The sequence below is a fragment of the uncultured Methanobrevibacter sp. genome, assembly GCF_937906425.1.
GTDB lineage: Archaea > Methanobacteriota > Methanobacteria > Methanobacteriales > Methanobacteriaceae > Methanobrevibacter.
Genome location: NZ_CALCYR010000158.1, coordinates 1 through 7,582, shown reverse-complemented (window position 1 = coordinate 7,582; position 7,582 = coordinate 1). Strand labels below are relative to the sequence as shown.

At 34.1% G+C, this 7,582-nt stretch carries 7 protein-coding genes; 1 reads left to right on the top strand and 6 read right to left on the bottom strand.

Annotated features, from left to right (window positions below; translation table 11 throughout):
• Positions 1 to 63 precede the first annotated feature (63 nt).
• The gene (locus Q0138_RS04540) at positions 64 to 468 is read left to right on the top strand and encodes an HIT family protein (protein ID WP_297981514.1); all 405 of its coding nucleotides are present in this window, start codon (positions 64 to 66) and stop codon (positions 466 to 468) included.
• Between the two features lie 63 nt (positions 469 to 531).
• Here the strand turns inward: Q0138_RS04540 and Q0138_RS04535 are convergent, their stop codons facing one another.
• From Q0138_RS04535 to Q0138_RS04510, 6 genes are all read right to left on the bottom strand, one after another.
• The gene (locus Q0138_RS04535) at positions 532 to 906 is read right to left on the bottom strand and encodes a rhomboid family intramembrane serine protease (protein ID WP_297981516.1); all 375 of its coding nucleotides are present in this window, start codon (positions 904 to 906) and stop codon (positions 532 to 534) included.
• 264 nt (positions 907 to 1,170) lie between these two features.
• Entirely contained in the window at positions 1,171 to 2,763 is a 1,593-nt protein-coding gene (xseA, locus tag Q0138_RS04530; protein ID WP_297981513.1) for an exodeoxyribonuclease VII large subunit, read from the bottom strand.
• A gap of 298 nt (positions 2,764 to 3,061) precedes the next feature.
• Positions 3,062 to 3,649, bottom strand: a complete 588-nt coding sequence (locus Q0138_RS04525; protein ID WP_297981511.1) for a hypothetical protein — start codon at positions 3,647 to 3,649, stop codon at positions 3,062 to 3,064.
• A 498-nt stretch (positions 3,650 to 4,147) separates the two neighbouring features.
• Positions 4,148 to 4,405, bottom strand: coding sequence for a hypothetical protein (locus tag Q0138_RS04520; protein WP_297981510.1), 258 nt, complete (start codon positions 4,403 to 4,405; stop codon positions 4,148 to 4,150).
• Between the two features lie 504 nt (positions 4,406 to 4,909).
• The gene (locus tag Q0138_RS04515) at positions 4,910 to 6,823 is read right to left on the bottom strand and encodes a DUF2075 domain-containing protein (protein ID WP_297981508.1); all 1,914 of its coding nucleotides are present in this window, start codon (positions 6,821 to 6,823) and stop codon (positions 4,910 to 4,912) included.
• A gap of 35 nt (positions 6,824 to 6,858) precedes the next feature.
• Positions 6,859 to 7,173, bottom strand: coding sequence for a nucleotide pyrophosphohydrolase (locus Q0138_RS04510; RefSeq protein ID WP_297981506.1), 315 nt, complete (start codon positions 7,171 to 7,173; stop codon positions 6,859 to 6,861).
• Positions 7,174 to 7,582: the final 409 nt, after the last annotated feature.

The window sequence follows — 7,582 nt, the reverse complement described above, 5'->3', positions numbered from 1 at the left end:
CATAGAGATGACCTTGGTATCATGCTATCACTAACCATGCTATCACTATCAGGAGGTTTTATTATGAGAGATGACAATTGTATTTTCTGCAAGATCGCAGCTGGCGAGATTCCTTCCGCCACTGTCTATGAGGATGATGATTTTCGGGCGATCCTGGATCTGGGCCCCGCCTCCAAAGGCCACACCCTCATCCTGCCCAAGTCTCATGCGGCCAACCTGTTCGAGCTGCCCGATGATGTCGCTTCTAAAGCACTGGTCGTGGCAAAAAAAGTCGGCACGAAGCTGTATGAAGGCCTTCATGCCGATGGTTTTAACGTCGTGCAGAATAATGGCGAATGCGCAGGGCAGACCGTGTTCCACTTCCACATGCACCTGATCCCCCGATACAATGACGACACGGTCTCTGTCAAGTGGATACCGGGTACGCTTACTGACGAGGTGAAGGAGGAAGTCCTGGCGCTGTTCTGATTAGCAGTCCTTTTCTTATCCCTTGTGCATTCTTCCTTGTTTATCAATTCTCTGCTGTACCGCTCAGTTCAGTACCAGGCCCATCAGAAATCCGGCGGCCATGCCGCCGATGTGAGCCGCGTTGTCTATACCGGACTGCGTGAAGCCCTCGGCGACCATGAGCACTGCCATCAGCATCAGCCGCTTAATCATGTTTTGATTGCGGCTGTTTTTATGTCTCAGCATGACAGCCAGACAGGCACCGATCACAGCGCAGATCGCCCCGGACGCGCCTGCGGCGACAGCGTAGCGACCTGTTGTCTGCTCCCGGAAAAACGAGAGCAGGTTGCCCGCAATCCCGCCTCCCAGATAGATCAGCAGGTATTTCACGGCTCCGAGCATACGCTCAAGCATATCCCCCATTGCAAGAAGACAGACCAGGTTGTAAAGCAGATGCATCACGCCGAAGTGCAGCCACATGCTGGTAAACAGCCGGTACCACTCACCCTCCATCACAAGCGGCGCGTATGACGCCCCATGATGCAGCATGAAACCGACATCCTCTGTATCGCCCAGTATGGATAGAATAATAAAGACAGCAATATTGACCGCGGTTACCGCAAGATTCAATTTTTTTCTTGTTTTCTGTTATTTCCTTACAATTTTCTCACTCTAGTCTCTGAACATTTTTTACATTTTTTTAAAAAAATAATTTCTTAAAAATCAAATTACTCTTGTATTAACTCTTCCGTCCTCAAATTCCACTTCCAAATCGTCTCCAGATTCCAAATCCTTAGAACTGGAAACTACCTTATCATTAGACCTTACAACAGTATAACCTCTCTTTAAGGTATTCAACGGATTTAAAAGAAGAATCTTATCCAAATACCTTTGAGATTCAATTATCTTCTTTTCAAGTATGCTATTCGGATTCTTGATTGGCCTTGAATTTTTCAATTCATTCAAGTCATCCCTTTTTTCCTTAACAAAGCGTTCACCGGCTATTGCGCTTCTGGCCTTGACTTTATCAAAATCATCCTTTCTAATGGAAACGAATGTATTTGAAATATAATCAAAATCCCTTAAAATGTCATTGTATTGCCTTTTCTTGCCTTCAACAATCAAGTCAGGATTCTTTAAAACATAAGCTTCACTATAACGGTTCAGCCTATTTTCCTTGGCAATCAGATATGAGCTTGAATAGCTTTTAAGCCTTTCATAATTCCTTTCATAATCTATTCTCTTAAACTCATAGATTGATTCGGGATTTCTTAAAACCCTTGAATTTTTCAATTCATTCAAGTTCATCCTATTATCCTTAATCAGACCCTTTGAAATCCTTTGAAGTTTATCTTCCAGGTTGTCAAGATACTGATAGTAATCCTCATATATTGATTCGGGATGTACAATGGGACGTCTTTTTAAAAGGGAATCCAAATGTTTTCTATCATTTTTCAACTGATTCCTAAGCCTGAAGTTTATCTTTTGATCAAGATTTTTAAATCTTTTCTCAAGCTCAAGAATATCAGGTACAGCCCTTTTTGCAGCTGCAGTTGGAGTAACCTGTCTTGAATCTGCAACCAAATCAGCTAAAGATTCATTGATTTCATGCCCTATGCCTGTAACGACAGGGACCTTTGACTCATATATTGCATCCGCCACTGTTTCCTCATTGAATGCCCAAAGATCCTTAATGCTTCCTCCACCTCTTGCCACAATCAATGTGTCAAGATTAAAGGATTGGCTTCTTCTGATTTGATAGGCTATATTGGCTGCCGCCCTATCCCCCTGAACCAGAGTTGGAAAAATAATCATTTCACACAATGGCCAACGATCCTGAACGGTTGATATAATATCCTTTACCGCAGCCCCATCAGGAGATGTTACAATACCTATTCTTTTTGGAAACTTTGGTATTTCCTTTTTTATTGACTCATCAAAATAGCCTTTTGCTGAAAGCTTTTTCTTCAATTGCTCAAGTTTTACATAAAGGTCTCCAATTCCCGCTTCCGTAATGCGATTTATCTTGAACTGAACCTTGCCCAGCTTATTATAAACTTCTACAGTTCCTGTAACTATGACTTCCATACCATTTTCAAGATTGAACTTCATCTTACGACTTACAAACGGATAGATAACTGCAGGAATTGATGTTTTCTTATCCCTTAGGTTAAGATAATAAATTCCTCTAGAGCCTGTTTTTAAATCAGACACTTCCGCCTTCACTACAAGGTTTTTTAAATCAGGCTTTAGGTTAATCACTTTAGCGATTTTAGCAACAAGATTAGTTACCGTTAGATATTCCTGTTTTTCCAAAACATATCACCTTTAAAATTGGCTCATTTAATTATTCAGCCTTATTATAAACTTATTATGAACATGATTTTATTTAAAAATTATCATTTGAAAAGTGAATTTATCAGTCAAATTAGAAAATAAACAAGCATTTAAATTAAACTTCCATAAAAATCTCCAAGGCTCTTAAATTATCCTCATACAAACACAATTAAACTTCCATAAAAATCTCCAAGGCTCTTAAATTGTCCCCATACAAACACAATTAAACATCCATAAAAATCTCCAAGGCTCTTAAATTATCCTCGTCCAAACACAATTAAACTTTCATAAAAATCTCCAAGGCTTTTAAATTGTCCTCGTCCAAACTTTTCTCAATCCTTTCCATAAGATTGTCAATCGTTCCATCAAATATTGCATAGGACAATGGCATATTTTCATAATCCCAATAATCAGACCTTACAATAAATGTAATCAATGTAAGCGCCTCAAGCAGATTTAAGTTTTCCCTTGAAAGTGAGAGAAGCCAATTTGTAAGATAGGAAAATTCATATCTTTCCCTAATGAGATTCAATGAATCATTATAGTTTTCAATTGAAAGATTATATTTTTCAAGAAGACTTATCAGAATAAAATTAAGACCATCCAAGTCAACATCAGCACTTAGAACTTCCTTTTTAAAGTAATAGATTTCACTTTCCCTATCATCAAGATCTTCTTCACTCTTAATTTCAAAGGATTCCATCCTTTCCAAAAAGTCATTATACACATTGGAGTATTCTTTTCTATAGATGGAATAATATTGCCTGAACTTTAATAATTGAAGAATTCTTTCCTTAAGAGAAAGTTTAGATAGATGATCTTGTTCAATTTTTCCAATTTCATTTGCTTGTTTATGAAAATCCATATTTTGGCCTTTTATTTTAATAGTTTTATAAGTAAGTACTTGTTTAATTGAGGGTTTCTTTGATTAGATTGATTGAATTTTGTTTGGGCAAAATTATTTTAAGTTTGCTTGGTTTAAGTGGGGATTATTTAAAATTTTTTTCTAAATTAGAATTAAAATTATTAAATTTTTTAAAATTGAACTAAAATAATTAAATTTTTTAAAATTGAACTAAAATTATTAAATTTTTTTAAATTTGAACTAAACTTATTTCAATTAATCTAAATCAAAAACTTGTCTTAATTAAATATTTGCTTTTACTACAGCAAATATGACTTATTTAATGAAATATATTTAGGTAATTGTATTTATAAATTGCTTAAATAAGAGAGAACTTATAAAAGCAATTATTAAACAAAAATCAATAATAAAAATTAAATTTCCAAAAAAAACTCCCTAAACAAAAACCAATAATAAAAATTAAATTTCCAAAAATAACTCCTAAACAAAAATCAATGATTATTTTCCAAAGCAGATTTCATAAAATTCCTTGTTTAAAAAATTCATATGTGTAATTAGTTTTCTCCGTTCCATTTGAAGAAGCCTATTGGCATAAGTTAATTCCTCATATCTTTTATGATCGTAGTCATCATTTTTAGCTTTTTTTAAACGAATTTTCCACAGCTGCCTAAAGACATCATTCAATTCCTCCTTAACAATTATCAGTTCATTACGTGTTTGTTCAAGTTCAATGTTTAGTTGTTCTATACGTTCCATAAAATAGACCTCTTTTAGTTTTATTTAAAATTTATACAAATAGCATAAATTACAAACCCTAAAAGAATCTAACCACAAATAATTATTGTATGGGAGAGTTTATAAAAAAAGCGAGAGAGCATTTGGTAAGAAATAATTTTTTTAAAATAGAAATTGGATTGTAAAAAAATAATAAAAATAATTTTTTAAAAATTGAACTTGGATTGTAAATAAAATAATAAAAATAGTTAAAAATAAATAAAGAGGAAAAAACCTATTTATCAAAAAAATGCAAAAAATAGAATAAAAATAAATAAAGAGGATAAAAACCTCTTTATCTAAAAAAGACATAGTTTGTCTTCAGCGCTTAGTAATCTTATGTTTATCTTAATATTATTTAAAACTTTTTAAACAGTAAAAATAATATTAAATACTCATATTCATCATTATCCTGATTGATTAAATCCATAGAACCAAACAAATCATATGTTTTCTGAATGAATACTCTGAACATATATTAAGACCTTAGATGTGAATCTTCTCATTTGAGTTTAATTTGAAACTATTCAGCCTGTCCAGCTTTTCCTTAAAGTAAGCCTGCAATCTCATATCCTCACAATAAATATAACATCCCTTCATTCCACGAGTCATCAAAGTCCTGTATGTATTCTTGATTATCTCATCAGCTGTGTCTAAAGCTTCCTGAGGATTATTTTTATATAAAGTCTTAATACCTTTTAAGGACTGGTCTGTTCTGGCTCTCTCATTAAAATCAGTGACTATTTTTCCATCCTCAAATCGAATGTCATTGCCTAAAATAACGCCAACATAATCAAATTCAAGGCCTTGGGAAGTGTGAATGCAACCGATTTCATTTACAGAATCCTCATCTATTGCCCAGGTGCTTGTGTTTCCCAAGTTCCAGCTCATTGAAAAGTCGCCTATTTGAATGTCATGAACATTTGGATTGTTCTTGCCTTCCTTAATCCAGTTCCAGCAGTATCCGGCAAGCAGTCTTGCGCTGTTATTTATTTCATTCTTTTCAAAAATCAAATCCTTCAGTTCTTCGGGACTATCTATTACTCTAAAATCATAATCAAAGTCGAATCCATCGAAATTTGCAGTCTCTTCAATTTCCAAAACATCATTAAGCCAGGAGAGATATCCATTGGAACCATTGCATCTGAATTGTGAATTCAGTTTCACATGTTCTATTTCAGCATCAAATTCATGGGCGAAATGTTCTATTATCTCAATGCTTCCATGATCATTTATATGAACCTTTTGATGCTTGTCTATGAAGAATACTGAAAACTTGGCTGCATTGATGATTTCTTTTACCTGGTCTTCTCCCAAATTTTGAAACATGCCTGATTTTTGATTCAATCTGTGGGCTTCATCAACAATCAATGCATCAAAATCATTGCTTTTTGATTTTGTAAAGGTGCCTGAACCCTTGAAAAGATTCTTAATATAGGATACAGAATATTCTCCGCCTCTCAGCTTTTGATAGAAAACCTCCCTTGGAGCGCTGTTCTTGGTGACATACAATGAGACCATATCGTCCCTCATAATATCCACAAGCAGGTTTATGGCAACAACTGACTTGCCTGTTCCAGGACCTCCTTCAACAATCAAAACCCTCTTTTTCTCATCAATATATGATTTTCTAGCCATTTCCATGGCAATCTCATAGGCAATCTTCTGGTCGTCGATCATTACAAATTCCCTGTTTCCCTGAAGGAGATTGTATAATGTATCCTGTAATTTCTTAGAAGGTCTTATCTTACCGCAGTCAATTCTATATAAAATATTTGTGGTGTCACCCTTTTTTACATATTTTTTAATGAATTCTCTAAGCTTTAATACATCTCTCTTTCCAAATAATGGTGCTTCTGTAAGGTAAGTGTCATATATCTTATCGGTGAGTGGATCATATGGCACGCTTATGTCATAATTATGCAAATAAGCACAGGGATGTAAGCGTATATTGTCCTCTTCAACTGTGGCATTGAAGTTTTCAATCAAAGAGGCATATGACCAAGCTTGATAACAGGGATGGGTTACATCACGTATGCCACCTCCAACATAAGTGGATACGATTCCATCCTTATTTTTTACCTTGTCTGCCCTTTCCCATTGCTTGAGCTCGATTATGACAACAGAATCATCTTCATTTTCATTCAAGCCTGTCAAAGTAAAATCTATTCTTTTTGATGTTGTAGGTATGGTGAATTCAATAGCCACTCCACAGTCCCCTGGAATCTCATTGTCATTTAAAACCTTGTACATATATTCCATAGAGTTTTCCCAGGATCTTATCTGGGACTTGTTTGATTTTCCGATTTTCAATTGATAGACTTCATATATTTCATCACAGATGGAACCGAGTTCTACTGAATTCATGAATTCATCTTTGGTAGCTTCATATACTAGCATGGTTTTCCCCTTTTAAAATTAGCATTATGAATTAATCATAATTTGTTGTATTTAGTTGATACTCCTTTTGATTTGCTGACAGGATATTTTTCAGCAGTTTTTTCCATTTTATTCAAAACGATTTCCTTGACATCCACATCCAATGCATCTGCCATTAGGAAACAATAATTCAATACATCCGCCAATTCATCAACAACTTCCTGCTTGTCATATTCCTTGTTCCATTGAAAGTGTTCTAAAAGCTCTGCAGCTTCTATGGATATTGATTTAGCTAAGTTTTCAGGTGTGTGGAACTGCTTCCAATCCCTTTCACTCTGGAATTTGATAATTTCTTGCATAAGTTCTTCCATATTATCCCCTTGGTTAACTATATATAAACTGGAATATTTACTTCTTTCTAAAAAAACTGTCGATGCCTTAAAAAAATATAATTTATAAAAAATCCATTTTAAAAAAAATATTGCAAATCTCAAATAAAGAATAAATTACTTATAAAAAAGGATTATCCTTTTGAAAATAGGGTGTTTTTAGATTTAGTTAAAAATAATTATTTTATTTGAATTTTAAATAGAAAATAGCTAAATGTTAGTCCATATAAATAAAAATCATTATTATAATTGGAAAATTTTATATCTGAAAATAGACAAATATTAAAGTGTAGTTCCCAAATTTAAACAAAATTTGGGGCCTGTTAAAATCAGACCATTTTGGGATTGAAATTAATCATTAGGGAAATTAGTTGACTCATTACTAAGAGTT

Coding starts and splice junctions, on each gene's coding strand:
- Q0138_RS04540 (WP_297981514.1), top strand. CDS start 64: ATGAGAGATGACAATTGTATTTTCTGCAAGATCGCAGCTGGCGAGATT.
- Q0138_RS04535 (WP_297981516.1), bottom strand. CDS start 906: ATGCATCTGCTTTACAACCTGGTCTGTCTTCTTGCAATGGGGGATATG.
- Q0138_RS04525 (WP_297981511.1), bottom strand. CDS start 3,649: ATGGATTTTCATAAACAAGCAAATGAAATTGGAAAAATTGAACAAGAT.
- Q0138_RS04520 (WP_297981510.1), bottom strand. CDS start 4,405: ATGGAACGTATAGAACAACTAAACATTGAACTTGAACAAACACGTAAT.
- Q0138_RS04515 (WP_297981508.1), bottom strand. CDS start 6,823: ATGCTAGTATATGAAGCTACCAAAGATGAATTCATGAATTCAGTAGAA.
- Q0138_RS04510 (WP_297981506.1), bottom strand. CDS start 7,173: ATGGAAGAACTTATGCAAGAAATTATCAAATTCCAGAGTGAAAGGGAT.